Origin of the sequence: Nocardia sp. NPDC004860, assembly GCF_040609015.1 — a bacterium.
Classification (GTDB): Bacteria; Actinomycetota; Actinomycetes; order Mycobacteriales; family Mycobacteriaceae; genus Nocardia.
Genome location: NZ_JBEXJI010000042.1, coordinates 19430 through 44351, shown reverse-complemented (window position 1 = coordinate 44351; position 24922 = coordinate 19430). Strand labels below are relative to the sequence as shown.

Here is a 24922-nt window from a genome sequence, read left to right as displayed (position 1 = left end):
TGCCGTACTCCTTGCGTTTACACTTTCCGAAGATCTGTATTCATTAGATACACTGTGATCCAATCTGTCAACGACGGGACGAAAGTTGAGCTCATGTACCATCAGGACGTGGTTGAAGCGCCGAACTTCCAGACAGAGATGCGGCAGTTGCTGCGTGAGCGGATCATCGACGCGGGCCGGCGGATAGTCATCACCGAGGGCTGGGGCGCGGTGAACATGTCGCGGCTGGCCAAGGAGGTCGGTGTGAGCCGGCCGGTGCTCTACAAGGAATTCGCCAACAAGCACGAGCTGGCCGAAGTGGTGATCCAGCAGGAGGTCGACGTCTTCCTGGTCGGCATCGCCGAGAGCCTGGCCGCGCATCCCGCGGACGTCGCGGCCGGCATGACGCAGGCGGTGGACTACACGCTGCGGACGGGCGCCGACAACACCCTGCTCAAGGCGGTACTGGCCGGACGGTCGGAGACCGATACCGCCCTGCTGCCGGTGCTGATGACCGAGACCGAGCCGGTCCTGGGCCGCGCGATCACCGCGGTCTCGGGCGCGCTGCGCACCCAGTACGGGCTCGACGATATGAGCGATGCCGAGCTGACCTCGATGTCGGAGGTCTTGGTCCGGCTCGCCCTGAGCCATCTGTTCCAGCCGACAGGCCCGATCGACCGGGCCGTCGGCCAGATCCATCGGGTGATCGTCGGCGCCTTCGGCGCGGCCCTGGAATAGGCTGCCGCGCAGGCAGATCGGGAAATCTCGCCACGTCGGGACGACATCAGGTCAGGCGCGCGGCGAGCCTGGTGGCGTTCATGTGGGCGATGGCCTCGATGCTGACCATCGGGTTCACGCCGGAGGCGGTCGGGAAGCAGGAGCCGTCGGCCACCACGATATTCGGGACGTCCCAGGTGACACCGTCGGGATTGGTGGCCGAATCCGCGGGTGAGCCGCCCATGCGGGCCGAGCCCATGATGTGCAGCGCGCCCATCGAGCACCGGCCCGGCGCGTACCCGGCCGCGGCGGCCTGCGCGGCGAACTCCTCGTGCGAACCGCTCGCGCCGGGCTCGTAGCCGACGCCGGCCTGATGGCCGGAGAAGATCCGCTCCGCCCCGGCCGCCTCCAGAATGCGTGCGGCATTGACGATTCCGGTGTGCATGTGGGCGGCGTCGCGGGCGGAGATGCGGTAGCGCACCACCGCCTCACCCCGGCGGTCGGTCTCGACCGTGCCGTGGTCGCGGTCGCGGGTGATCACGCCGACGGCGACGGTATTGGCGAGCTTCAGCATGCGGTCGCGATGGGTGACCGCGCCGGTCCAGGCCTGGAAGCCGACCGACATGCCCGGGGTCATGGGTCCGGTCTCATAGATGACGCCGTAGCCGTTCCCGTCGAGGTCACGGTCCTGCTTGGAGTACCGGGTCTGCATGCCCCCCTCCCAGGGGCGGATATCCTCGGCGAAGATCCCGAAAACCGCTGTGGCCGGGTGCAATCGGAGGAAGTCACCGATATTGCGGTTGCCCAGGCCGGAACGGCGCAGCAGGGCGGGAGTCTGGATGGCCCCGGCGGCGACCACCACCGCACGGGCCCGCACCCAGACCGAACGACCCTCGGCCGTCACGGCTTCCACGCCGGTGGCGCTGCCATTGGCGATCACGATGCGCCGCACATCGGTGCCCACGAACAGGCGCGCGCCCGCCGCGGCCGCGTCCGCCAGCCAGGTCTTGACCACCGACTGCTTCGCGCCGATCCGGCAGCCGAAACCGCAACGCCCGCATTCGGTTCCGGCATCGCAGTGGGTGACATTGCGGGGCAGCGGCTCGACGTGCCAGTCCAGCTTGCGCAGGCCGCGCTCGAGAATCTCGTCGCGGCGCGAGGCGGGTGAGTGATCGAGGTTCACCCCGAGACGCGACACCACGGCCTCGAGGGCGTCGGTGTACTCCTGCTCGGCGAACTGCCGTGCGCCCAGCCGGGCCCATTCCGCGCGGACATCGTCCGGGGTGCGGAAGGAAGTGGTCCAGTTGACCACCGTGCCGCCGCCCAACGCGGTCCCGGCTACCAGCCCGAGCTGACCTTCGGCGGTGGCGGCCGGGCCCGGGGCGTACAGCTTCAGCAAGCCTTCCTTCTCGCCGATGCCGAAATCCGGATCGTCGTAGTACTCACCGCGTTCCAGCACCACCACGTCGAGCCCGGCCCGGGCCAGCACCGCCGCGGCCGTGCCACCGCCCGCACCCGACCCGATCACCACCACATCGCACCCGACGGTGGTGTCGGCATCCGGACGCTGCGGGCTGAGCCCGCGCTGCGCGCCCTCGACGGGTCCGAAGGCGGGCGGAATACCGATCCGATCCCACACCGGATTGATCCCGGTGGGCCCGGGCGTCAAGTAATAGGAGGTGACCGCCGCCCCCTTCAATGCCTGGAACAGCGCTCGCTTCTGTTCGAGCCGCGAATTGGCCATCCCCAGCAACCAGCGTTCCCGTTCTTCGGCGCTCAGCCGCGAGAACTTCCGCCAGCCCGCGCCGTTGAGCAACCCGAACAGCCGTGAATCCCATACGCGCATCAGCAGTTCGAACTGCCGCCGTTCCGCGTCCCGCGGATTGCGCCCGAGTAGTTCGGTGACGGTGTCGACCACCCCCAGCTCGGAGGCCGCCGGCAGATCACCCCCGTCCCCCGGCGCGAAGCTGTCACACACCATTCCGAGTACGGCACGCCGGGCCGCGTCTGAAGCCATGCCGCCATCATGCGCCACACCCCCGCCGCTGTCCCGGCAAATGCGGCACACCGCCCTCACTTGTCTCGCCGGAATCCGGTTACCCTCGAATCGCCCCATCCGTCCGAACCGGTCAGGACCACGCGTGACACTCGATCAGAACTGGGATCGCATCCGCGACACCGTATCCCGCGCCGGACACTGCGCGATCGCCTCGGTGAATGCGGACGGTTCGCCGAATGTCACGCCGATCGGCACGGTCTTCCTGGGCGACACCGGGACCGGGTTCTATTTCGACCAGTACACCGAGGCGCTGGCCCGCAACCTGGACGCCGATTCCCGGGTGTGCGTGCTGGCCGTGGACAGCAGTCCGCTGTTCTGGTTCCGGTCTCTGTTGACGGCGCGCTTCCCGGCCCCGCCGGGGGTCCGCCTCTACGGCACGGTAGGCGCGAAGCGCCCCGCCACCGACGAGGAACTGCGGCAGGTACGGAATCGGGTGCGAATTCCCGTGCGCCTCGAGGGTGGCCGACTGCTGTGGTCGGATTTCAGCCACGTCCGGGATTTCACCTTCACCGACTATCGACCGGTTCGGTACCCGCACATGATGTCTCATCTCTGGCAGTAGTGGGGGCCGAGGCGGTCCGCCGGTGTGGCACGATTCGACACTTCTCTGCAGGCGTCGGGCGTGCGAAAGTTGCTCGGCGAGTAGTGCGGATACCGATCTCCGTGAGGTGAGGGCATGATGATCGCGTTGTGGGTGGCGCTGCCTTACGCCGCCATGCTGTCGTGCGCGGTCGGGCATGTCTGGCGGTATCGGCGCGATGGGTTCCGCGGGTATCTGTATGGGCCGCACATCGATCGAGCGCAGCGGGCCGGGATCGCGGCGGTGCGCGCCGGCTTCCCGATCGTGTTCCTGGTGCGGGTGATGGAAATGCTTGCGTCCGGGCCGCATTCGCGACCCGGCCACGATATCCAGCTGGTGCTGGCGGCCATTCAGATCGTGGCCGTGCCGGTGACCATCGCGGGGGTGGCGCTCATCCTGATACCGCCGCTGATCGACGCCGATGTCCGGCAGCGGGTGACCCCGGTGGACCGCATCACGCTGCCGCTGCTTGCGGCGGCGCTCATATCGGCCGTGCTGGTGACCTTCGACGGCGGGTCCACCGACGGCCGATACCGCACCGCCGAAACGCTTTTCACCTGGGCGCGCTCGCTGATCGCCCTGCATCCGGAACCGGCGGTCATGGACCACGCCCCGATCCTGTACCAGGCGCGCGGACTCATCGTGATGCTGATCATCGCGGTCTGGCCCTACACCCGCCTGGCCGGCATCCTCACCGTCCCCGTGGTGCGCGTCGTCCGCCAGGTCGCCGTCGCCCCCTACCGGTCCGCGCCGTCGGTCTGATCCTCCCGGAACCGCGATTACCGGGAGGTTGCTTCCATTCCCCGAGTAATTCGAGTAATGCGGTACTCAGGACGCGGCCACCGGAGTTGGCAACACTCGGGCAATGGCGCGCATTTTCCTCAGCCATTCCAGCCGGGACAACCGGCAGGCTATCGCGCTGAAGGCCTGGCTCGTCGAGCAGGACCCGGCTCTGGTCGACGAGATCTTCCTCGACCTGGATCCCGACACGGGTATCGCGCCCGGGGTCCGCTGGAAGGATGCCCTGGTCCGGGCCACTTCCCGGTGCGAGGCCGTGATCTGCCTGATCTCGGAGACGTGGGATTCGTCGGCGGAATGCCGCACCGAGGTCCGGACCGCGGAGAACCTCAACAAGCGAATTTTCGCCGTGCGTCTGGAACCGTTCGCGAGCCGCGAATCCACCCGGGAGTGGCAGCAGAGCGATCTGTTCGGCCCCGGCCCCATGACAGCGATCCCGGTGCCCGGGGGTCCGCCCGTCGAATTCGCGAGCGAGGGCCTGCGGCGGCTGCGCCGCGGATTGCGCGAAGCGGGTATCGGAGCCGAATACTTCGAGTGGCCGCCACCGAATGATCCCGGGCGCGCGCCCTATCGCGGATGGGAGCCGTTCGAAGCGATCGACGCGGCCGTGTACTTCGGCCGGGACGCCCAGATCGTGCGCGGCCTGGACATGCTGCGCGGCATGCGGGCCGCCCGCGTCGAGAACCTGTTCGTCATCCTCGGCCCGTCGGGCGCCGGCAAGTCGTCGTTCCTGCGGGCCGGACTACTCCCCCGGCTGCGCCGGGACGGCCGGCATTTTCTGGTGCTCGACATCGTCCGGCCCGAACGCGCCGCGGTGACGGGCCCGATCGGCCTGGCCGCAGCACTGTTCGAGGTGCGGCAACGGCTGGGGCTCACCCAACCCACCCTCGGTGCGATCAAGGCAGCATGCGGGTCCGATCCGAGGCAGGTCACCACCTGGCTGCGGGAGGCACAGGCGGCCGCGACGGACGCCGTGCCCGGTTCGAGCGACTCCAAGCCGCCGACCCTCGTGCTCCCGGTGGATCAGGCCGAGGAACTGTTCGGCGGCGAGGCCGGACCCGAGGCCGGGTTGTTCCAGTCGATTCTCGCCCGGCTCGTCGCCGACGGCCTGGATCTCATTGCCGCACTGACCATTCGGGCCGACCGCTACGAACCGCTGCAGACCTCGCCCGCGCTGGCGGCCGTGAAGAGCACGGTGTTCGACGAGTTGCGTCCCCTGCAGCCCGCGCGGTTCGCCGAGGTCGTGCAGGGCCCGGCGGAGCGCGCGACCGCGGCCGGCAATCCGCTCGTGGTGCGCGAGGATCTCGTGGAACGGCTGCTCGCCGACTGCGCGGACAGCGCGAACCCCCTGCCGCTGCTGTCCCTGACACTGTGGCGGCTGTACCTCGACTACGCCGCCGCCGGAGAACTGACCGTCGCCGACTACCAGGCGATGGGCGGGATGGCGCACGTGGTCGAGTCGGAGATCGATTCGATTCTCACCCAGGACGACTCGATGCGGCCGCGGCAACTGGCCGAGTTGCGCGCCGCCTTCGTGCCCTGGCTGGCCACCATCGCCCCGGACCACGACCAGCCGCTGCGCCGCATCGCCCGCCTGAGCGACCTGCCCGCCACCAGCCGCCCGCTCATCGCCGCGTTCGTCGACCACCGGCTGGTGGTCCAGGACGAACGCGGCGGCGAGACCACCGTCGAGGTGGCGCTGGAAAGCCTGCTCAGCGAATGGCCCGCGCTCGCCCAATGGCTGCGCGAGGAGGCCACCGATCTGCGCACCGCCGACGGCCTCGACCGCGCCGCCGCCGAATGGGAGAACAGTGGACGCGACGACGCCTGGCTGATGGCGGGCGCCCGCCTTCACGAGGCCGAAAAGGTCGCCGCGACACCGAATTTCGCCGATCGACTGGCCTCCGCGCGTGAGTTCCTCACCGCCTCCCGGCAGCGACAGGATGCCGAGACCGCAGCCGAACAGCGCCGCCACGACAAGGAACTGAACGACGCGCGCGCCTACGCCGCCGGACTACGCCGCCGGTCACACATCCTGCGGGCGGTGCTGGCGCTCACCGTCATCGCGGCCCTGGTCGCCGGATTCTTCGCGGTCCGAGCCACATTGGCGCAGAACGAGGCCGATCAGCGGCTCCACGAATCGACCGCACTGCGCCTGGTCTCCGAGGGGCAGGCCATGCTCGCCGGGGCCCGGCCCGGCGGCGACACGCGAGCCATCCAGCAGATCCTCGCGGCGCGCCAGATCGGCTCGCGGCCCGACGACGGCGCGGTCCTCGACGCGCTGTCGGTCACGCCCGACGAGGTGAAGATATTCGATACGCCCGCACATGATGACGTCACAGCCTTCGCCGTCAGCCCAGACGGACGCCATGCGGCGGCCGCGAGCGCGGGAACCATACAGCTGAGAGAGGGCGTCACCGGACAGGCCACGGGGGCACCGTTCACCGCTCACAACAAGAGTGCCGTCAATGGTCTCGCATACAGCTCGGACGGCACCCGGCTCGCCTCTGCGGACAATGACGGAACAGTACAGGTGTGGGATGCGCAGAGCGGTGCGCACGTCGCCGGCCCCTTCAACACCGGACACGGGGCCGTCTTGTCGGTGGCGTTCAGCGCGGATGGGCGACGCCTGGCCGCAGGCATGTTCCCCGGCGCGATCCAGATATGGGATGTCGTTGCCGGACAACAGCTTCGCCAGTGGAACGCCGACATAGCTTTCCAGCTCGCCTTCCTGCCCGATGGAAACCGCCTCGTCGCCACCGCGGATTCCGGATTGCGACTCTGGGACACCGAATCCGGCGTGGCGATCGCGGAGACCCCGGACCAGGTACACAACACGGCATTCGCCGTCGCGGTCGCTCCGGGCGGAGGCATGGTCGTGTCCGGCGGCTACGACAAGCTTGTGCACTTCTGGGACGCGACAACCCTGCAGCCGGCAGGGTCTGCTCTCAGCGGCCACGACAGTATCGTCAAAGCCGTCGCATTCAGCGCGGACGGGCACGGTGTCGTGTCCGGCAGCTCGGACGGCACGATTCGGCTCTGGGATGCGACATCCCGGCAGCCGGTCGGCAACCCGCTGATCGGACATCACAGCGCCGTCAAAGGAGTTGGATTCAACCTTGGCGGACGCGAAGTCCTCTCGGGCGGCGATGACACCGTGCGGGTATGGAACGCTGACGCCGCCGGTTCAGGCACTGTGATCGCCGCGGACGACACCTCGATCCTGTCGATTCACTACAGCGCGGACGGTACTCGTCTGGTGTCCGCCGGCGCCCGGAAGGATCCCGCGACGAGTGCGCCCGGCGTCATTCGGATCTGGGACGCCGCGACCGGAACCGTCGTCTCCAGCATCCGGACGGACCCGTGGATACCGGCCAACGCCATGTTCAGTCCCGATGGCTCGCGCATTATCGCCCTCGAGACGGGTTACAAGATGCCGGCCGATCAAATCGCCACATCCATCGACGATTCGACCATCTCCTTCCGGGTCGCGACTTACGACACGAAAAACGGTGCACCCACAGCCACCTGGGATATCGAGGCACAACCGGCGGTGGTCGCCTCGATGCTGAGCCCGGACGGAACGAGCCTGGCCACGGTCGGCGGAGTGACACCGAAGAACTTTCTGACCGAAGGTTTCCGGGTCTACGACCCGGCGTCGCCGACGCTCGGCATCGACCACAGCGTGATCCTGTGGGATTCGAGCACCGGGCACCGCATCGGCGCCCCGATCGACGAACATTCGGTCGTCACCGCGGTAGCGTTCAGCCCGGACGGCCGACGCATTGTCACCAACGGTCGCTTCGCCAAAGTCGAGGTCTGGGATGCGGACTCCCATCGTCAGGTCGGTGAGCCGCTCTCCGACACCGACACCTCGACCTTCCTCGCGTTCAGTCCTGATGGCCGCCGATTCGCCTCGGCGAGTGCCGACTCCATCAGGATGTTCGATGTCGACTCCCGGAAGCTGATCAGAGATTCGATGCGAGCTCCCATGTATGACATCCACGCCATCTCGTTCAGTGCTGATGGCCGATACCTGATCGCGGGGACCGGTAAGTCCATTCGGATCTGGGATACGGAATCGGGCCTCCCCGTCGGTAAACCGATGGTCGGCCCCGCAGACGACATCCGAGCGTTGGCCGTCAGTCCCGACGACCACCAGATCGCGACCATCGGATCACCCTTCGGGGACGGCCGGCGCGCATCCATCCGTCTCTGGCCCGGTCCCGCCGTCTGGCCGGACCGATTGTGCGACAAGCTCAGCGCGAACATGAGCCACAAGGAGTGGAACGAATGGGTGTCACCGAGCATCCCCTACCGCAAGGCCTGCCAGAACCTGCCGGTCGCACCGGACGCGGGCACATGAGCACGAACGACGAGGTCGTCGCCGAACTGTGGGCCGAACGACTGCGCTGGTCACAGACCGCCGGACGGCTGAAGCACCGCCTCGATCGGGCGCGGATCACCGCGTTCGCGGCCGGCACCCTCGGAGCGTTGTGCACGACCACCACCGCGACCGTGCTGCATTCCGGCGGCCCGGCACGAACCTGCGTTGCGGCCCTCGGCGCGGTGTGCCTGGCCCTCGCCGCCTTCGTCGGAATCCAGTTCCTCACCCCCGATACCGTCCGGGCATGGACGCGGGCGCGCGCGACCTCGGAGGGCATCAAGCGGCTGATCTACGAATTCCGCGCCGGCGCCGTGATCGGCATCGACGTCCTGCGTCACAAGGCCGCCGAAATCGTCACCGCCGCGACCGATCTGCTGCCCTACGTCGACTCCGACGCGACGCCGGGGATCCCGCCGCCCGCCGCCATGACGCCGGAAACATATGTCCGGCAACGGATTCGGGGTCAAATCGACGACTACTACCGGCCGATGGCCCGCCGGTACACGCAGCGCACGGCGCGCTGGCGCCGGTTCGCGATAGCCCTGGGCATGGCGACCGCGCTGATCGCGGCCGCCGCCGCCATCACCCCGGGCACCGGCCCCACCGCCCTGGCGCCCTGGGTCGCGGTCCTCACCACGGCCACCGCCAATATCGCCGCCTACGTGACCGCCCAGCGCTACGACTACCTGGCCATGACCTACCTGGCCGCCGCCCACCACCTCCAGAGCCTCGCCGACAACCGCGCCACGAGCGTGATCACCGACTGGCCCGCCTTCGTCGCCGCCTGCGAATCCGTCATCGCCACCGAGAACACCGCCTGGATGGCCAAGTGGTCCGAACAGGACAGCGCCCGTTGAGAATCGGCCCGCGCGGACGGTGCGATCGTCCCGGCCCGCGGACCCCGGGCCGCTAGAGTCGGGCTCGACACGGTTGCCGGTCCCGACCCACGCCCGAGGGAGCCACCGACATGCACGATGACCGCCGGTTGATCGAAGACAGGCTCGGGCGCGTGCTCGACCGCATCGTCCCCGCCGTCTATCCGGAGTCGGTGCCGCTGCGGGCCTCGATCTGGGCGGCGCCGGGCGAACCGGCGCCGGTCGCCGAGGGGCTGGCCGCGCCCCGGACGCCGACCGGGCCGGGCGCCCGCTGGGGTGCGCCGTGGGGCACCAGCTGGCTGACCGTCGAAGGGACGGTGCCGCCGAGCTGGGCCGGCCGGACCGTCGAGGCGATCATCGATCTCGGGTTCGACCAGGGCATGACCGGATTTCAATGCGAGGGCCTGGTATATCGCGCCGACGGGACGCCGGTGAAGGGGCTGCATCCGCGGAATCGGTGGGTACGCGTGGCGGCGCCCGCGGCCGGGGGCGAGCAGGTGCTGCTGCATGTGGAGGCGGCGTCCAATCCGGTTATCCCGTTCTTCGGGCCGACCGCGCTCGGCGATCGGGAAACCGCCGGGACCGAACCCCAATACCGTTTGGGCCGCATGGATCTCGCGGTGTTCGACGAGGAGGTCTGGCAGCTGGTGCAGGACCTCGAGGTGCTCGGGGAACTCATGCACGAGATGCCCGACGATCCCGCGCGGCGCTACGACATCGTGCGGGCCATCGAGCGCGCGCTCGACGCCATCGACCTCCAGCACGTGAACGCGGGTGCGAGCGCCGCCCGCGCCTGCCTGGCCGAGGCGCTGGCCCAGCCCGCCATCCCCACGGCACACCGCATCTCCGCGGTCGGGCACGCGCACATCGACACGGCCTGGCTGTGGCCGTTGCGCGAGACGGTGCGCAAGGTCGCGCGGACCGCCGCCTCCATGACCGCCCTGCTCGACGACGACCCCGACTTCATCTTCACCATGTCCCAAGCGGCGCAATACGACTTCCTCAAACAGCACCGGCCCGAGATCTACGCGCGGGTCAAGGCGGCGGTGGCCGAGGGGCGGTTCGTACCGGCCGGCGGCATGTGGGTGGAGTCGGACACCAACATGCCGGGTTCCGAGGCCATGGCGCGGCAGTTCGTGCACGGCAAACGGTTCTTCCTCGCCGAGTTCGGCATCGAGAACGAGGAGGCCTGGCTGCCCGACACCTTCGGCTTCGCGGCCGGGCTGCCGCAGATCATCAAGGCCGCGGGCTCCCGATGGCTGCTGACCCAGAAGATCTCGTGGAGCCAGACCAACCAGTTCCCGCACCACACCTTCCTGTGGGAAGGCATCGACGGGACCCGCATCTTCACCCACTTCCCGCCCGTCGACACCTACAACTGCTCGATGCAGGGCCGCGAGATCGCCCATGCGGCACGGAATTTCAAGGAGAAGGGGCGGGCGACCCGGTCACTCGCACCGACCGGGTGGGGTGACGGCGGCGGCGGAACCACCCGCGAGATGGTCGCCAAGGCCGCCCGCATGCGCGATCTCGAGGGCGCGCCCACGGTCCGGTGGGACCGGCCCGCCGACTTCTTCGCCGCGGCCGAGGCCGAATACCCGAATCCGGCGGTGTGGGTGGGCGAGCTGTACCTGGAGCTGCATCGCGCGACCCTGACCAGCCAGGCCAGGACCAAGCAGGGCAATCGGCGCAGTGAGCATCTGCTGCGCGAGGCCGAGCTGTGGGCCGCCACCGCGGCCGTGCGGACCGGGTTCGAGTACCCCGCCGCCGAGCTGGACCGGCTCTGGAAAACCGTACTGCTGCACCAGTTCCACGACATTCTGCCGGGCTCCTCGATCGCGTGGGTGCATCGGGAGGCCGAGCGCACCTACACCGAGGTCGCCGCCGAGCTGTCGGCGATCATCGAACGCGCGCAGTGGGCCCTGGGCGGTGAACGGTCAGGGCCGAACGTCTTCAATCCGGCGCCACACACCTGGCGCGGAATTCCCGCCGGTGGCGCGGCGGCCGAGGAGCCGGGCCGGGACTGCACCGTGACCGAGCGGACCGGCGGCGGGTTCGTGCTGGCGAACGGCCTGGTGCGGGCCGAGGTGGACGCGCGCGGACTGCTGGTGTCGCTGTACGACATCGAGCACGACCGCGAGACCCTGCCGCCCGGGGCGGCCGCGAACCTGCTGCAGCTGCACCAGGATTACCCCAACTCGTGGGACGCCTGGGATGTCGATCGCTTCTACCGCAACAGCGTCACCGACCTGGCCGGCATCGACTTCCTTGCGGCGGAGACGGATTCACCGGCAGCGGTCGCGGTTCGCCTCGGGCGGTCCTTCGGGTCCTCGACCGTCGAGCAGACCCTCACCCTGCGATCGAACGACCCGGCCCTGGAGATCGCCACCTCCGTCGACTGGCACGAGACGGAGAAATTCCTCAAACTCGCGTTCCCCCTGGACATTCACGCCGAGCGCTACGCGTCGGAAACCCAGTTCGGTCACCTCTTCCGCCCCACCCACACCAATACCAGCTGGGAGTACGCCAAGTTCGAGGCGTGCAATCACCGGTTCATCCACCTGGCGGAACCCGGCTGGGGCGTGGCCCTGGTCAACGACTCCACCTACGGCCACGACCTCACCCGCACGGTCCGGCCGGACGGGGGCGCCACCGTCACCGTGCGCGCCTCCCTGCTGCGTGCGCCGCGATTCCCCGACCCCCGGACCGACCAGGGCACCCACCAGTTCCGGCACGCCCTGGTCCCGGGCGCATCGATCACCGATGCGGTCCGGGCGGGGTACCGAATCAACCTGCCGCCCTTCACACCCGGCGTCGCCGAACCGGTCGCCCCGCTGGTCACCATCGACAACGACGATGTGGTGACCAGCGCCGTCAAACTCGCCGACGATGGATCCGGCGATGTGATCGTGCGCGTCTACGAGGCGGGCGGCGGCCGCGCCTCGGCGCTGCTGACCCCCGAGTTCGCGACCACCGGCCACCACTGCTGCGACCTGCTGGAGCGACCACTGCCCGGTGAGACGACCGCGACGCCGGAGGGCCGGGGAATTCGATTGCGACTGCGGCCTTTTCAGCTGGTGACTCTCCGATTCGTCCGCGGGTGACGCCATTTCGTTCTGCACTCCGAAAATCCGTGTCCCACAGCAGACATGACTATTCAGATCGACCGCACATAGTTGAATCGCCGACCGCTCTGATCGAGCGAATTGAAATTCCCGACCACAGTCCCGGGCCCCGGACAGATGAACGCCGTACTCTTCACCATCGCCGTCTGATTACCCGGCCGCGCGACATCCTCGCCGCTGTCGGTCAGACGTAGAGTGGCCGTGAATCCACCGGACGGAATGACCGTGTAGATGCCCTCACCGTTCCCGAGCCTGGCACTGCGGAAAGCGATGCCGCCCGTGCCGTCGAAACTCAGCACATTCGTGGAGTCCTCCGCCGCGGCGAACGCACCGCGATAGTCCCCGAGGCTCGCCCCGCACGATCCCGCGGCGACACCGGAGGGCGCGGTGGCGGTCAGTGCAGCGGAAAGGGCCAGCGTGAGCGCCCCCGCGATGGCAATCCTCGAACCCGGCCCAGCGGTCATTCGGCTTCCTCCCGGTCGGACAACCCGGGTAGTGAACAATAGAATCGGGCAAATCTCCCGCAGACACGCCAGTTCGTCATCGAAACGTGCGCTGGCACGGCCCATAAACCAGCAGATTGAAAACGATCTATTCCGACCGATCAGTCTTTTTGTGCCGCAGCCGAATTCACAATCCTGAACACATGATCAGCAGGTCGGCGACATTCCGAGGCGACGTAGCCTCCCACGAATTGCATTGAGCTGGTTGTACCGTCGCATTCCATGACACGAAAGAAAGCCATTGGCCTGCTCGTCAGTGCATTCGTTTGTGCAGCTGTCTTCACCATGAACCCCTCCGCGGCGTGGGGTTCGGGTGACATCGGGACGCCCGATCCCGGAGCAGGGGCTCCCCACTCCTCAGTTCCCGCCGGCAATGTCCCGGCGGCACCGGCGCCGGAAAGGATCGTTCCGGTCCCGCCACCCGCCGGTGGATTCCTCTGCCCGACTGCCTGACATTCTCGCGCCCGTCCACCCGTCCACTCCGGCTCGCCTCGTGCCGTAGCCACGCGAAAGGCTTCCGCCACGCGAGAAAGGCTTTCGGCACGAGCGGCATCGGCCCCGGGAATGCAGCCGCCGAGATCGACTCCGGCCGCCATCGCCCGATCAGGCCGCAATCGCCGAGGAGAGCTGCCGCAATGCGAGCTGCGGATCAGCAACATCCACGACCAGGCGGGTGATCTCCGACCCCGCCAGATCGATCAGCACGCCCTGACCGTCAAAACGCGTATCCCAGAACTCTTTCCGGCCCCTGCCCCGGAAGATGCCGGCGGCGATCACGCCCGGGAAGAACGTACCCGGCGCCCGCACCCACGGCGGCCGCAGATCCACCGGCGCGGGCGCGAGGGCGGTGACCTGCGAGAGGTCGAAGCTCACGTGATCACGCAGCGCGAGCAGCCGGTGAGCGCCGGTGACCCGCACCGTCACAGTGGTTCCGGTGACCTCGATTTCGACCATTCCGCACCTCACGCGCTCGCCCGACACTGTTTCCGTCATCCACAGTGCCGGGCGATGCTGGTCGTAGCCTGAGCGTTTCCTGGCTCTTCTCTCAGGCTTTCACAGCGCGGCCGTACGCCGTCCCGGCCGGCCCGCACGCCTTTGCGGTCAGCTCCGCGACCATGCGCTTCGCCTGCGCCCGCGCCTCCGCGCGCACCTCTTTCACCTCGGCCCTGCCGAGCCGCGGGAACGGCTGCTGCCCGGCGCGCGCCCGGGCCACCGATGCGGCCCGCACACTCTGCTCGGCCCGGGTCCGGGCCTGGTCCAGCCGGCCCGCGATCATCTCGGCGAGGACATTGTTGTTCGACATCGTTGTTCTCCTTGTTCCGGTGCCGGAGCTGATGTTTCCGGCTACGAGGAGAACAATGACGCCCGCCGCTGACGAGCCACCGACAGCGCGCTGACCACGCCCGCGGGTGCCGCTGTCAGTCGGTGGGGAGGGTGACGCCGTCCTCGGCGGCCTTGGCGGCCACTTCCGCGGGAAAGATATTGCGGAACAGGTACAGGTCGCGGCCGAGCTTCCAACCGGGGGCCAGGGCCACCGCGTAGCGCTCGAAGTAGCCGAGCTGCTTGCCCATCATGACCAGCTGCTGCGGGCCCGAGGTGCCGCGGCGCTTGCCGAATTCCAGCAGGCGGGCCGTGACCACGCCGAGGTCGAGCTTGTCGAGGCTGCCCGAGAGCACCGGCCCCAGGGCCACGGCGAGCTGGCGGCCGATGGTGGCGTCGTCACCGCTGTCGTCGGCGACCAGATCCAGTGCGCGCAGGGCGCGGGCGACCGGTCGGAAGTCGTTGTCGATGGAGCTGGCGTAGAACAGGGCGCGCACGAACTCGCGCCACTCGGACCCCATCCGGCCGACGATGCCGAAATCGAGCATGGCGACCCGGCCGTCGTCGAGCAGCCACAGGTTGCCGGCGTGCACGTCACCGTGGAAGAGGCCGTGCACCGCGACCGATTCCATCCACGCCTTCACCAGGCGGCGGATCAGCAGCTCCGGCTCGGGGTGCGACGCGCGGATATCGTCGAAACGGTCGAGGGGCATGCCGCGCATGCGTTCCATGCACAGCACCCGGGGTGCGCAGTAATCCCAATACACCTCGGGCACGGCCACATTGGTGTTGTCGCCGAAAGCCGTCAGATGGTCGCGGGCGCGGGTCTGGTTGTCGGCCTCGATGAGGAAGTTCAGCTCGGCGACGGTCGCCTCGTACAGATCCCGCACCACGGCCTGCGCATTGGCGACGCGGGCGTTCTCCGACCGCTTCTCCAGGGTGCGGGCCAGCCGCATGGCCGCGCGCAGATCCACGATCATGCGACGGGCGATCTCGGGCCGCTGCACCTTCACCACGGCAGGCCGGCCATCGGCGAGCACGCACGCGTGCACCTGCGCGATGGAGGCCGCCGACAGCGGCTCGTCGTCGAACTCGCGGAACAGCTCCGAGATCGGCTTGCCCAGATCGGCCTCGATGATGGCGCGGGCGTCCGCGGCCGGAAAGGGCGGCACGTCGTCGAGGCAGCGCAGACAGGCATCGGCCAGCTCGCGCGGGAACGCGCCCGGCGAGGACGCGATGAGCTGGCCCAGTTTCACGAACATCGGGCCGAGCGTCTCGAAACCGTTCACCAGGCCCTCGGCCGCGGCACGCTTGCGCTTGGCGGGACGCAGGCCGCCGCGCAGCACGCTGCCCACGACCGAGCCGCCCAGTACCACACCGACCACGGCGGTTCGCCGCCATTCCGAGAACCCGAAGGTGTCGAGGTCGGGCCGGATCACCTCGGGCGTCCCCGCTCGCACAGTCATAGGTGAGCTCACGCGCCGCAGTGTATCGCTGACATTGCTAACACCGCGGCACAGGTTACCGACACGTTCAGTAGTTTCTGGTCCACACCGCACGGTACCGTGGTCGGTCGAGTCGCGATCCGGCTCGACACGGGCGCGATCGGGCCCACTCTGACTGTTGGCGGAAAGGCAAGACAGAGGTAATGACGGGTACAGCGGAAAAGCTGGCAGAACTGCGCAAGCTCCTGGAGATCGCCGAAGAACCCACCGGCGAGAAGGGCATCCAGAAGCGACTTGCCAAAGGCGTCGGCAGCGCCCGAGAACGCGTCACGATGCTGCTGGACCCGGGCAGCTTCGTCGAGATGGGCGCGCTCATGCGCTCGCCCGGCCAGCCGAATGCCCTCTACGGCGACGGCGTGGTCACCGGGCGCGGCACCGTCGACGGCCGCCCGGTCGTGGTGATCTCCCACGACTCCGGAGTGCAGGGCGGCTCGGTAGGCGAGACCTTCGGCCGCCGCGTCCGGATCGCCATGGAATTCGCGTACAACAACGCGTGCCCGGTGGTCGTGATCAACGACTCCGGCGGCGCGCGCATCCAGGAGGGCGTCACGGCGCTGGCCTGGTACGCCACCATGTGCCGACTGCAGGAGGACCTGTCCGGCTTCGTGCCGATGGTCGCGGTCATGTTCGGCAAGTGCGCGGCCGGTTCGGTGTACGGGCCGGTGAACATGGACGTGCTGGTCGCCACCGACGACTCGTACATGTTCGTGACCGGGCCCGACGTCATCAAGGGCATCACCGGCGAGGAGATCTCCGCCGAGGAGCTGGGCGGCGCGGCCGTCCAGGCCCGCAACGGACTGCTGCACCACGTGGCCAGGACCGAGGCCGACGCCCTGCAGTGGGCGCGCGAATACCTGAGCTACCTGCCGAGCAGCTGCCTCGAGCAGCCGCCGATCATCAACCCCGGCCTGGAGCCCGAGCTCACCGACTCCGATCGCGAACTGGACCGGATCATCCCGGATTCGGATCGCCAGGGCTACGACATGCACGAGGTGCTGCTGCGCATCTTCGACGACGGCGGGTTCCTCGAGATCGGCGAGGCCGCAGCGCAGAACCTCATCACCGGATTCGCCCGCGTGGACGGCCGGCCGGTCGGTGTCATCGCCAATCAGCCGATGGTGCTGGGCGGTGCACTGGACGCGGCCTGCTCGGACAAGGGCGCGTACTTCATCCGGCTGTGCGACGCCTTCAACATCCCGCTCGTCTACGTGGTCGACACCCCCGGCGTGCTGCCGGGTCTCGAGGAGGAGCGCAACGGCGTCATCAAGCGCGGCGGCCGTATGTTCCGCGCGCTCATCGAGGCCACGGTGCCGATCGTCACCATCGTGACCCGCAAGGCGTACGGCGGCGGGTACGCGGTCATGGGCTGCAAGCAGCTCGGCGTCGACATCAACCTGGCGTGGCCGACCGCCCGCATCGCGGTGATCGGCGCGGACGGCATGGTCACCGTCACCGGTAAGAAGACCCTGGCCGCCACCCCGCCCGAGCAGCGCGAGACCGTGCGCCAGCAGATGGTGGACTTCTACAACGCGCTCATCGACAACCCGTGGGTGGCGGCCGAGCGTGGTTACATCGACGCGGTCATCGAGCCGTCGGCCACCCGCCTCGAGATCCGCAAGGCGCTGCGCCTGCTGCGCGAGAAGGACGCTGTCCGCAAGCACAACCCGCGCAAGCACAACCTGTTCCCGATCTGAGAACCGTTGCCCGCGGTCAACATTCGTTGGGCGCGGGCACACCCTGCAGGCGCTGGTCCAGCCAGCTCAGCGATTCCGGATAGCCGGTGGCCGCGGCGATGAAATGTTCGCCGAACACACTGCGGTAGACCGCCGGCACGCCGAGTGCGCACTGTTCCTGGTAGAGGTTTTTCGCGCCCACGGCGGGTACCCAGAACTCCTGCTCGCCGTTGAAGATGAACAGCGGCACAGGCGATTTCCTACCGTCCATGCGGGTGATGCGGTAGATCTCGTGCGCCAGATCGCTGTCCAGCGGGTCCGGGATGTTCGCCGCGACGTCGATGGGCAGCTGCAGCACGCCCGGCACCGCGAAGACCTCACTGCACTGGCTGTTGAGTGCCGACACCGCCGCCCACTGCCCCAGATGGTTCATGCGGGCCAGGATTTCGGGCCGCTCGCGGCCGATCCCGAAGACCGCGCTCAGGAACACCCCCGAGGCCAGATTGGCGTTCATGGAGTGCGCCAGCAGGCTGAAGTCCGCGGGCACCCCGCCCAGGGCCGCGCCGACCACCACGTCGGCCAGCTCGGGCGCGTACTCGGACATGAGCTTCACCGCGCCATTGGTGGCGATGGCCCCGCCGGAGTAGCCGATCATGCCGAACCTGCTGTCGCCCAGCTCATCCGGCAGCTGATCGCGGACCGCGCGAATGGCGTCGAGGATGGCGTGCCCGGCCACGATGGGCTCGGCGTAGGCCATGCGCGGGCCCTCGTGGTCGGTGATCAGCACCGCGTAGCCGCGCAGCAGCGCCAGCTGGGTGGTGGGCAGGATGTACCCGGTGAAGTTGGAGGCCCGGGAGAAGCCGTGTGCGAGCGTGTAACTGGGGTTGCAGTCGCGGCCCAGCGCGTCGATGGGCAGGTTGTTGACCACCACCGGCCGCTCCCCCAGCCCGGTCCAATCGCCCACCGGCAGCACCAGACTGGCGATCCCGTAGGAGGGCTCGTCGTGAGAGTCGTTGGTGCGGTACTTCAGCTGCAGTACCTGCCGCACGGGCACGATCAGTGTGGGTGCGGCCGTGGCGGTTACGTCGCGAACCGCGACGATGCCGCCCGGGTCGACGTCGTCGAGCCCGTCGGGCCAGTCGTCGACGAAGGAGTCGCCGATGGCGGCGGGCATGGCCGCGGCCCGCAGCGCCGCCAAATCCGGTGGCAGCTGGGCGGTGTCGACCAGCGGCGAGTCCGCCGGGGCCGGCGCCAGGGGCGGCGCGGGGATCACCTTGTCGATCCAGTGCTGGATGTCGGGCAGTGAAGGCAGGGCGATTCCGGGCGGACCGGGTGGGATCGCCGGTGCTCCGGTGTCGGGTATTCGCGCGAATCCCGGTGCGGCACCGTAACCGACGATCGTGCACCATCCGATCATCAAGGCACCGGCGATATTTCGCAGGCGACGCAGCACAACACCCCCACGGATCAGAACTGTCTTCGTGCGAGTCGGCCCCGGGTCTCTCGCGCGCCCGAGCCTACTGGGACACTCCGATCCGCACTCCGGACTTGTCGGTTCGACGCCACATCGAGACCGGCCCGTGCCCGGAGGGTCGTGTTTCACATCCTCCGGCGCATCACCATGTCCAGCTGCGCATTGCTGATCTGGCGACCGGCATTGGACACCGAGGTGACCATGCAGCTGCCGAAGGAGCCGATCCGGTCGAACAGCGTCGCGACGCCGACCGCCAGGCCGCGCTCGCTGAAATGGCTGTCGGCCTGCACGCCGATCTCAGTGCCCTCGGGCTGGCGGGAAAGGCCCAGCGTCATATCGGTATTGATGAACCCGATGCCCTTGTCGCCCCAGTTGGTCATCATGCTGGTGGCCTCGGCCACCACCCCGACCCGCACGAACGGGGTCAGCTCCTCGCCGGTCACCACCCGGATCGGGTTCTGCCAGGTGCGTTTCCGGAGGTTGTTCTCGTGCTCGGTGGGCATCGAGCTCCACACCGGCGAGTCCTCCCCGCTGTTGAACAGCGGGGTCTGCGGCAGCGGCGAGGGCGGCGCGATCTCCAGTGACGGCGGCTGCGGCTCCCGCTCCCGGTGCCACAGCTCCCCCGGCGGCTGCTCGGCGGGCTGCAGCAGCACCGCGGTGGCGCGCGCGGCCACCGTGCCGCCCTGCACCACGCTCACATCCGCGACCCGGATCCGGCGGCCGTCGCGCACCCGCACGGTCGGGGTGGTGGTGTGCTCGAAGCGCGCCGCGCTGAACAGGTCCACGGTCAGCCGCACCGGCACGAACCCGTCGGTGGCGTGCGCGCGTTCGAGCTCGCGGGCCAGCAGGCCGGTCAGGGCCGGGCCGACCACCTGCGCCGAGGACCACTGGCTGGCCGCGAACGGCGTCGGAAAGAAACCGCCGTCCACCTCGTCGAAATACGCGGGCACATCCACCACGGCACCGGCTCCGTCCACTCAGGTTGATCGATCCACTTCTTTTCAGACCTAACACACGGGTGAAACCCGTATCAATCCAGGGCCCGCGGGCCGGGCCGGCGGCGGTTCCGGATTAGCCCGCGAGACCACGGGTACGCCATCGCTATGGTCCGCACCATCGACCGGCTGCTCGGCACCCTGACGCGCACCGTGCAGGTCCTGCAGGACAACGGCATTCCCTGTGCGCTCACCGGCGACTGCGCGGTCTATGCGCGCGGCGGGCCGGTCACCGGCCCGCACTCCGAGGTCGATGTGCTGCTGCTGCCCGCGGACGCGGCCCGCGGGCAGCGCCTGCTGGCCGCCGCGGGACTGCGGCCGCCGCTGCCGGCCGCCGACGCCGAGCGGACCACGCTGTACGACCGCGATATTCGCGTCGATCTGGTCTTCCGCCCGAACTATCGTCCCGTCACCGATGAACTGCTGGCGCGGGCGGACCGGCTGCCCATCGGGTCGATCGCCGCGCCCGTGGTGACCGTCGCGGACTTCCTGGTGGACGAGCTGACCGTGTCCGATCCACAGCGGCTGGATTTCACCCGGCTGCTGCACATCGCGCGGGAATTGCGTGCCCAGGTCGATTGGGGGCGGGTGCGGGCCGAAACCGCGGCCTCGCCCTACGCGCGCGCGTTCCTCGGCCTGCTGGACGATCTGGGCATCACCGACGGCCGGTGTGAACACGGGTCTACAGCGGTGTGATTCGCCCGAACCGGCCCGGGTATCCGGTTGTTATCGGCTCCGCAATACCCCGGGAGAAAGGACAGTGTTGATGCCTGTCACTCCGCCCGCCTACGACGACACCCATAATCTCCCGGGACCGATTCTGGCCGCGGCCGGAATCGTCGCGATCGCTTTGACTTTGACGACCGCCGGCTACGGCGCACTCACCTGGAGCGCACTGTGCGGGCTCGCCGGCGCGGTGTGTCTGCGTTTCGGAATCGGCCTGATGATCATCGAACATCGCCGGCTCAAAGCCGCGATGCGGCGAGACTCCGCCCATCAGGGAAGAGTTTGAGCATCTCGAGGGCCGAGTTTGATCTCCCGCTAATTCCTGGATATAGGGGAACAGTCCATTCTCGCCGGAACTTTCGATCGGAAGTACTGGAAAAGCCCTGTTCGGGGGCGGTTGCAACCTTTTGCCAACCCTTGTTTCGCAAACTCATAGCACACCGAAAAGTACTCTGGCGCTGCGAATTCGATGTTGCAGATGTACTTGCATCTGCGCAATGCACGGTCATAGACTCATCGTGCAAGGCACCAATAAGGGGACAACCAGAGAGCCGAGCGGTGAATCACCGGCGATTCTTCGCCCACGGTTAGCCGTCGGCCTGGCGTCAGGGGCGTTCGAATGAATCAGCCAATCAACCTCAGCCGACTCGGGTTTGCCGACAGAAGTCAGCCGGAGCAAACCTATTCACGTGAGACGGCAACCGCTTTCGTCATCCGCCAGGTCGAATCCACTGGAGCGGCCACTCGGTATGATTTCGACATCGAGCGGATCGTCACCACGGCGCACGCCATGGTGAACGACTGGGATCTGCACTGTATGCAACCGGAGGCGTTCTGGCGCATCGCCTCCAGCTTCATCAGGCAGTAATCCGAATCCGGCCGTGCCGCAGGCCGACTCGTCACGTCGACGGCACGCTGATAGGGGCCCCGCGAGGGGCCCCTTATCCATGTGTACGGACGTTCCGTCCGCGGCTGGGGACCAGCCCGGAGCTCAGTCGAGCTCCGCAGCAATCCGCGCCAGCTCTTTGCGGGAGCGCTCCGGCGGCTCCGCCTGCACGCTCAGCTGATCCATGACCTGACGGTAGAGCTCCAGATCCTGGCGGCGATCCAGGTACAGCGCGCTGGTCAACTGCTCGAGGTAGACGATGTCGGGGAGTTCGGTCTCGGCGAAGCGGAGCATGGTGAACGAACTTCCCGCAGCCGCATGGCCACCCGCCGCGTAGGGCAGCACCTGGATGGTCACATTGGGCAATTTGGACATCTCGATGAGGTGCTCGATCTGGCCGCGCAGCACGCCGGGACCGCCCACGGGACGGTGCAGCACCGCCTCGTCCAGCACGGCCCAGAAACTCGGCGCGCCGTCGCGGGTGAGTAGCTCCTGGCGGCGCCGGCGCAGCGAGACGCGGCGCTCTCCATCCGCATCGTGCCCGAGGGCGACGATCGAGCGAGCATAGTCCGGGGTCTGCAGCAGACCCGGGACCAGCTGACCCTCATAGGTACGAATGGATTTCGCCGCGTGCTCGAGGCCGAGATAGGTTTCGAACCAGGGCGGCAGCAGGTCGCTGTAGCGATGCCACCATCCCGGCTGATTCGCCTTGCGGACCAATTCGAGGAACTGCTCGCGCTCACCGGGATCGTCAACGCCATACAGCGCCAACAGATCCCGGATATCGCGCTCCTTGAATCCGGTCCGCCCCAGTTCCAGACGACTGATCTTCGCGTGCGAACCGCGGATGTGGTCACCCGCGGCCTCGCGCGTAATACCGCTGAGCTCCCTCAGCTTCCGTAGCTGACTGCCGACCGCGATACGCAGTGCAGTCGGGCCACGTTCGGCGACAGCGGAATCCGCCCGATCGTGGGCAACGGGTTCTGCGATCATGGGGTCCACTCCGATGCTCGGGTTTGCCGGCAGTGGACTCACAACCGCTTGTCGCGAACCACCGCGCCGATTGCCAATGCTACCGCTCAGCGCGCGAGGTCGTCGAATTCTCCACTCTTCGCGCCGCGCAGGAACGCGTCGATCTCGGGCCGCGTGTACACGATCAGCGCGCCCTCGGGGTCTCGGGAGTTGCGAACGGCCACTTGCCCATCGGCCATGGGAGCCATCTCCACGCAGTTACCGCTGGGATTGCTGAACGTGCTCTTGCGCCACAACAGGTTCGAGCGATCGATCGGGGTTGCCGAGATGTCCGTCATTTCAGACTCCTTGCCAGTACCGCCCGCAGACGGTGGTCCCAGTACTTGCAAATGTTCGATCAGGTGTACTTACAGTTGCAACCGCAAGCACGACGATAGCACGCCGATTGCTCGCTATCGATGCCTCGGAGCGGCACATCCTTTGCAACACAACAGGTTTGATCTTGGTTCACCGAAAAGCCAAGCGAAGTTGCGAAGGATTTCAGACAATCCCGGCTAGCTGGTCCCGTTCGTCCGATTGCTCCGGAACTCGCCGTCCGAAAAGTCACGTGACGCCGACATTCCGCGAGGGCAGCGGATTATCCTGCGGGGACAGCGGATTCGAGACCGGTGGCGACATCGGTTCGCACCCGCGGAGATACCGGGCCGCGGCCGCGGAGAAACCGGGTCGCACCCAGGGAGACACCGGATTCGAGCGTGCAGATGTGCTTGCATCTGCACGATCCGAGCTCCTAAACTCAGTGGATCATCCCCCAATCGGCCAGAGGCATCCCATGACGCAGATGCTCGTCCGTTCCACCGATGTTGCAGCTCGCAACGATAGTCCCGGTGATTGCGCGGTCGAACCACGCACCCTCACCTATCGTCAGGCCCGCACCATCCTGCGCGCGCACGATCAGCACTTCGCGTGCCGGCAGTATCTGGCGGCCATCGCCTATCTGTCCGCGGACAACGACGTGGACTGAGTGCGCCGGGCGGGCGCACTATTGCTTTCGCGTGTCCACGCCCGATGACCGATCAGAGCGCGACTTCCCTTGCGCGGCACCGTCTCCGGCGAGTACCCCGGAGATGGACATGCCATCACGTGGAAGAAGCACCGAGATGTTTCCAACTGCCGCCCACGAGTTGCTGACTCAGCTTCAGCACGCGCAGATCTTCGATCCGACTCCCGAGACGCCGCCGGTGGCCGACAAGCTGCTGCGCCTGGTCCGGTATTTCACCTGGTTCGTGCTGCTCTCCGGGGTGCTGGCCATCACCTACGCGGGTGGCCGCTTCGCCTGGGAGAAGTGGAGCGGCGGCGCGGTGCAGGCGCCCAAGCAGGTCGCGGGCGCGCTCATCGGCGGCATTGTCGCGACGAGCGCGGGCACCATCATGAACGCCGTGATCGGGCAGTAATTTCTGCCAAGCGGGGTTGTCTGAGACGAAACCGACCCGTCGGATTTGAAACGGGCGTGATCGGGTCGGTCCAGCCCCTTCAGGCGGTCGCGGCCACCTCGCCGGCCGACTCGGCCCCGGCCGCGCCGACCAGTTCCTCGAAGCGCGCCACCACCTTCCGGTGGTACATGCCGAACAGATCCTCGAACAGCGCCAGCTGCGCCTGACTCGGCCCGCTGTCGGACTCCCACACCGCGACCAGCGCCCGCCACACCAGCACGTGCAGATCCGGCGAGACCGCGAAGTAGGCCTCCACCGCCTCCGGCACCTCCAGCACCATCTCGCCGATGGAGTTGAGCACCGCGCGCTGCACCGTGTGCCCGAGCGCGGTGAGCAGCCGGCGCAGCAGCCCGAGCTCGATGCTCAGCATGCGGTGCGGATCCGGGTCCGCGCCGCGCGCAAGGGTTTCCAGTTCGTCGATCTCGTCCTTGAGGACCGCCGGATCGAGGGCGCGCTCGCAGCCGGTGTACGCGAGCAGCGCCTCGAGCGCGATGCCGCGTTCCTCGTCGACGATATTGCCGAACATGTCGGCGGCGATCTCCGGATCCGGCATGGACAGCCGGAACAGCCGGCGGTACACATCGACGCCGCCCTCGGCGCGCACATCCCGGATGACGAACCCCTTGCCGCGGTACGCGTCCACGAATCCGTAGGATTCGAGGCGGCCCAGAATCAATTGCGCCGTCGCACGATTCAGGTCGAATTCGTCGGCGACCTGGCGGACGGACGGCATCAGACCACCGGGCTCGTACTCCCCGGATGCCACACGGCGTGCCAACTCGTCGGCAACGTCGGCGACGACCGTCCGGTCTCCCATCGTGTCACCTCTCCATAAATCCTCGACTACGTCCCAGA

Annotated in this window: 22 protein-coding genes; 12 read left to right on the top strand and 10 right to left on the bottom strand. The window is 68.0% G+C overall.

What is annotated here, in order from left to right; genetic code table 11:
- Positions 1 to 108 precede the first annotated feature (108 nt).
- The gene (locus ABZV44_RS42170; RefSeq protein WP_354849888.1) at positions 109 to 717 is read left to right on the top strand and encodes a TetR family transcriptional regulator; all 609 of its coding nucleotides are present in this window, start codon (positions 109 to 111) and stop codon (positions 715 to 717) included.
- A gap of 46 nt (positions 718 to 763) precedes the next feature.
- On the opposite strand, the gene ABZV44_RS42165 is transcribed toward ABZV44_RS42170, so the two are convergent.
- Positions 764 to 2713 carry a GMC family oxidoreductase gene (locus tag ABZV44_RS42165; RefSeq protein ID WP_354849885.1) on the bottom strand — a complete coding sequence of 650 codons (1950 nt, stop codon included), beginning with the start codon at positions 2711 to 2713 and terminating at the stop codon, positions 764 to 766.
- A gap of 124 nt (positions 2714 to 2837) precedes the next feature.
- Between ABZV44_RS42165 and ABZV44_RS42160 the strand changes: the two genes are divergently transcribed.
- From ABZV44_RS42160 to ABZV44_RS42140, 5 genes are all read left to right on the top strand, one after another.
- Positions 2838 to 3317: a pyridoxamine 5'-phosphate oxidase family protein gene (locus tag ABZV44_RS42160; RefSeq protein WP_354849882.1), complete on the top strand. Its 480-nt coding sequence runs from the start codon at positions 2838 to 2840 to the stop codon at positions 3315 to 3317.
- 114 nt (positions 3318 to 3431) lie between these two features.
- On the top strand, positions 3432 to 4097 hold the full coding sequence (locus tag ABZV44_RS42155; protein WP_354849879.1) for a respiratory nitrate reductase subunit gamma: 666 nt from the start codon (positions 3432 to 3434) through the stop codon (positions 4095 to 4097).
- A 103-nt stretch (positions 4098 to 4200) separates the two neighbouring features.
- On the top strand, positions 4201 to 8499 hold the full coding sequence (locus tag ABZV44_RS42150; protein WP_354849877.1) for a TIR domain-containing protein: 4299 nt from the start codon (positions 4201 to 4203) through the stop codon (positions 8497 to 8499).
- The gene (locus ABZV44_RS42145; protein WP_354849874.1) at positions 8496 to 9377 is read left to right on the top strand and encodes a DUF4231 domain-containing protein; all 882 of its coding nucleotides are present in this window, start codon (positions 8496 to 8498) and stop codon (positions 9375 to 9377) included. Before ABZV44_RS42150 ends, ABZV44_RS42145 begins: the two co-directional genes overlap by 4 nt.
- A 110-nt stretch (positions 9378 to 9487) precedes the next feature.
- Positions 9488 to 12499 carry a glycoside hydrolase family 38 C-terminal domain-containing protein gene (locus tag ABZV44_RS42140; protein ID WP_354849871.1) on the top strand — a complete coding sequence of 1004 codons (3012 nt, stop codon included), beginning with the start codon at positions 9488 to 9490 and terminating at the stop codon, positions 12497 to 12499.
- Between the two features lie 53 nt (positions 12500 to 12552).
- On the opposite strand, the gene ABZV44_RS42135 is transcribed toward ABZV44_RS42140, so the two are convergent.
- The 4 genes from ABZV44_RS42135 to ABZV44_RS42120 all read right to left on the bottom strand — a co-directional run bounded on the left by ABZV44_RS42135 (position 12553) and on the right by ABZV44_RS42120 (position 15809).
- Positions 12553 to 12984: a hypothetical protein gene (locus ABZV44_RS42135; protein WP_354849868.1), complete on the bottom strand. Its 432-nt coding sequence runs from the start codon at positions 12982 to 12984 to the stop codon at positions 12553 to 12555.
- Between the two features lie 642 nt (positions 12985 to 13626).
- Positions 13627 to 13977, bottom strand: coding sequence for a hypothetical protein (locus ABZV44_RS42130; protein WP_354849866.1), 351 nt, complete (start codon positions 13975 to 13977; stop codon positions 13627 to 13629).
- A 91-nt stretch (positions 13978 to 14068) separates the two neighbouring features.
- Positions 14069 to 14326 (bottom strand): hypothetical protein, encoded by a 258-nt coding sequence (locus ABZV44_RS42125; RefSeq protein ID WP_354849863.1) that lies wholly within the window; start codon positions 14324 to 14326, stop codon positions 14069 to 14071.
- Positions 14327 to 14441: 115 nt separating this feature from the next.
- Positions 14442 to 15809: an AarF/ABC1/UbiB kinase family protein gene (locus ABZV44_RS42120; RefSeq protein ID WP_354849960.1), complete on the bottom strand. Its 1368-nt coding sequence runs from the start codon at positions 15807 to 15809 to the stop codon at positions 14442 to 14444.
- Positions 15810 to 15991: 182 nt separating this feature from the next.
- Between ABZV44_RS42120 and ABZV44_RS42115 the strand changes: the two genes are divergently transcribed.
- Entirely contained in the window at positions 15992 to 17542 is a 1551-nt protein-coding gene (locus tag ABZV44_RS42115) for an acyl-CoA carboxylase subunit beta (protein WP_354849860.1), read from the top strand.
- 16 nt (positions 17543 to 17558) lie between these two features.
- Here ABZV44_RS42115 and ABZV44_RS42110 read toward each other — a convergent pair whose 3' ends face one another.
- Positions 17559 to 18938 carry a lipase family protein gene (locus ABZV44_RS42110; RefSeq protein ID WP_354849957.1) on the bottom strand — a complete coding sequence of 460 codons (1380 nt, stop codon included), beginning with the start codon at positions 18936 to 18938 and terminating at the stop codon, positions 17559 to 17561.
- Between the two features lie 182 nt (positions 18939 to 19120).
- Positions 19121 to 19954 carry an acyl-CoA thioesterase domain-containing protein gene (locus ABZV44_RS42105; protein WP_354849857.1) on the bottom strand — a complete coding sequence of 278 codons (834 nt, stop codon included), beginning with the start codon at positions 19952 to 19954 and terminating at the stop codon, positions 19121 to 19123.
- 144 nt (positions 19955 to 20098) lie between these two features.
- On the opposite strand from ABZV44_RS42105, the gene ABZV44_RS42100 reads away from it, so the two are divergent.
- The 3 genes from ABZV44_RS42100 to ABZV44_RS42090 all read left to right on the top strand — a co-directional run bounded on the left by ABZV44_RS42100 (position 20099) and on the right by ABZV44_RS42090 (position 21584).
- The gene (locus ABZV44_RS42100) at positions 20099 to 20686 is read left to right on the top strand and encodes a hypothetical protein (RefSeq protein WP_354849855.1); all 588 of its coding nucleotides are present in this window, start codon (positions 20099 to 20101) and stop codon (positions 20684 to 20686) included.
- 70 nt (positions 20687 to 20756) lie between these two features.
- A complete protein-coding gene (locus ABZV44_RS42095; protein ID WP_354849852.1) occupies positions 20757 to 21002 on the top strand; it encodes a hypothetical protein in 246 nt (81 codons plus the stop codon).
- Between the two features lie 333 nt (positions 21003 to 21335).
- Complete coding sequence (locus tag ABZV44_RS42090) at positions 21336 to 21584, top strand: hypothetical protein (RefSeq protein WP_354849849.1); 249 nt, start codon at positions 21336 to 21338, stop codon at positions 21582 to 21584.
- 123 nt (positions 21585 to 21707) lie between these two features.
- On the opposite strand, the gene ABZV44_RS42085 is transcribed toward ABZV44_RS42090, so the two are convergent.
- Together ABZV44_RS42085 and ABZV44_RS42080 are read right to left on the bottom strand one after the other, a co-directional pair.
- On the bottom strand, positions 21708 to 22595 hold the full coding sequence (locus tag ABZV44_RS42085; protein WP_354849846.1) for a helix-turn-helix transcriptional regulator: 888 nt from the start codon (positions 22593 to 22595) through the stop codon (positions 21708 to 21710).
- 86 nt (positions 22596 to 22681) lie between these two features.
- A complete protein-coding gene (locus ABZV44_RS42080) occupies positions 22682 to 22912 on the bottom strand; it encodes a DUF397 domain-containing protein (RefSeq protein ID WP_354849842.1) in 231 nt (76 codons plus the stop codon).
- Between the two features lie 494 nt (positions 22913 to 23406).
- Between ABZV44_RS42080 and ABZV44_RS42075 the strand changes: the two genes are divergently transcribed.
- On the top strand, positions 23407 to 23598 hold the full coding sequence (locus ABZV44_RS42075; RefSeq protein ID WP_354849841.1) for a hypothetical protein: 192 nt from the start codon (positions 23407 to 23409) through the stop codon (positions 23596 to 23598).
- 136 nt (positions 23599 to 23734) lie between these two features.
- Entirely contained in the window at positions 23735 to 24028 is a 294-nt protein-coding gene (locus ABZV44_RS42070; protein ID WP_354849838.1) for a hypothetical protein, read from the top strand.
- Positions 24029 to 24107: 79 nt separating this feature from the next.
- Here ABZV44_RS42070 and ABZV44_RS42065 read toward each other — a convergent pair whose 3' ends face one another.
- Positions 24108 to 24884 carry a GntR family transcriptional regulator gene (locus ABZV44_RS42065; protein ID WP_354849835.1) on the bottom strand — a complete coding sequence of 259 codons (777 nt, stop codon included), beginning with the start codon at positions 24882 to 24884 and terminating at the stop codon, positions 24108 to 24110.
- Between the last annotated feature and the right edge of the window lie 38 nt (positions 24885 to 24922).

Bases quoted from the DNA above. Each gene is read 5' to 3' on its own strand.
- ABZV44_RS42165 (WP_354849885.1), bottom strand. From the start codon at position 2,713: ATGGCTTCAGACGCGGCCCGGCGTGCCGTACTCGGAATGGTGTGTGAC.
- ABZV44_RS42155 (WP_354849879.1), top strand. From the start codon at position 3,432: ATGATGATCGCGTTGTGGGTGGCGCTGCCTTACGCCGCCATGCTGTCG.
- ABZV44_RS42150 (WP_354849877.1), top strand. From the start codon at position 4,201: ATGGCGCGCATTTTCCTCAGCCATTCCAGCCGGGACAACCGGCAGGCT.
- ABZV44_RS42145 (WP_354849874.1), top strand. From the start codon at position 8,496: ATGAGCACGAACGACGAGGTCGTCGCCGAACTGTGGGCCGAACGACTG.
- ABZV44_RS42140 (WP_354849871.1), top strand. From the start codon at position 9,488: ATGCACGATGACCGCCGGTTGATCGAAGACAGGCTCGGGCGCGTGCTC.
- ABZV44_RS42135 (WP_354849868.1), bottom strand. From the start codon at position 12,984: ATGACCGCTGGGCCGGGTTCGAGGATTGCCATCGCGGGGGCGCTCACG.
- ABZV44_RS42130 (WP_354849866.1), bottom strand. From the start codon at position 13,977: ATGGTCGAAATCGAGGTCACCGGAACCACTGTGACGGTGCGGGTCACC.
- ABZV44_RS42125 (WP_354849863.1), bottom strand. From the start codon at position 14,326: ATGTCGAACAACAATGTCCTCGCCGAGATGATCGCGGGCCGGCTGGAC.
- ABZV44_RS42120 (WP_354849960.1), bottom strand. From the start codon at position 15,809: ATGACTGTGCGAGCGGGGACGCCCGAGGTGATCCGGCCCGACCTCGAC.
- ABZV44_RS42115 (WP_354849860.1), top strand. From the start codon at position 15,992: ATGACGGGTACAGCGGAAAAGCTGGCAGAACTGCGCAAGCTCCTGGAG.
- ABZV44_RS42110 (WP_354849957.1), bottom strand. From the start codon at position 18,938: ATGATCGGATGGTGCACGATCGTCGGTTACGGTGCCGCACCGGGATTC.
- ABZV44_RS42100 (WP_354849855.1), top strand. From the start codon at position 20,099: ATGGTCCGCACCATCGACCGGCTGCTCGGCACCCTGACGCGCACCGTG.
- ABZV44_RS42095 (WP_354849852.1), top strand. From the start codon at position 20,757: ATGCCTGTCACTCCGCCCGCCTACGACGACACCCATAATCTCCCGGGA.
- ABZV44_RS42090 (WP_354849849.1), top strand. From the start codon at position 21,336: ATGAATCAGCCAATCAACCTCAGCCGACTCGGGTTTGCCGACAGAAGT.
- ABZV44_RS42085 (WP_354849846.1), bottom strand. From the start codon at position 22,595: ATGATCGCAGAACCCGTTGCCCACGATCGGGCGGATTCCGCTGTCGCC.
- ABZV44_RS42080 (WP_354849842.1), bottom strand. From the start codon at position 22,912: ATGACGGACATCTCGGCAACCCCGATCGATCGCTCGAACCTGTTGTGG.
- ABZV44_RS42075 (WP_354849841.1), top strand. From the start codon at position 23,407: ATGACGCAGATGCTCGTCCGTTCCACCGATGTTGCAGCTCGCAACGAT.
- ABZV44_RS42070 (WP_354849838.1), top strand. From the start codon at position 23,735: ATGTTTCCAACTGCCGCCCACGAGTTGCTGACTCAGCTTCAGCACGCG.
- ABZV44_RS42065 (WP_354849835.1), bottom strand. From the start codon at position 24,884: ATGGGAGACCGGACGGTCGTCGCCGACGTTGCCGACGAGTTGGCACGC.